Here is a 506-nt window from a genome sequence, read left to right as displayed (position 1 = left end):
ATCTCGGACCAGGAGGTSACGATGTTCCAGCCCGCGCGGCCGCCGCTGAGATGGTCCAGCGAGGCCCATTTGCGGGCGACGTGATAGGGCTCGTTGTAGGTGGTGGAGGCCGTCGAGACGAGGCCGATGCGGTCCGTCACCGAGGAGAGCGCCGAGAGCAGGGTCAGCGGCTCCAGCTCGAAGGTCTGGTGCGAGCGCTGCAGCGCGCCGGGCGGCGTGTCGGGTGTGCGCAGGCCGATGCCGTCGGCCAGGAAGACCATGTCGATCTTCGCCTTCTCGGCAGTCTGGGCGATGTACTTGTAGTGGCTGAACTTGGACGCCGCGTCGGGATCGGCTGAGGGATGCCGCCAGGCCGCGGCGTGGTAGCCGAGATAGCGCATAGAAAGGCCGAGGCTGATCGGCTTCGTCATCGTTCGGGTCTCATTCACACGAGGTCAGGAAGGCGCCGCCGCAGCAAGGCGGCGGCGCGGCGTCGTCAGTACTCGTAGCCGGCGCGCTGCATGTAC

1 protein-coding gene is annotated in these 506 nt (G+C 67.3%); it reads right to left on the bottom strand.

Going from position 1 to position 506, the window contains the following annotated elements:
• Positions 1–410 (bottom strand): LLM class flavin-dependent oxidoreductase (locus AC1DWF_RS39025; protein ID WP_476843737.1); only part of this gene is annotated, 410 nt, incomplete at its 3' end.
• Between the last annotated feature and the right edge of the window lie 96 nt (positions 411–506).

The sequence above is a fragment of the Aminobacter sp. P4_D5 genome (assembly GCF_056401815.1).
This window is presented reverse-complemented; position numbering and strand designations above follow the sequence as displayed.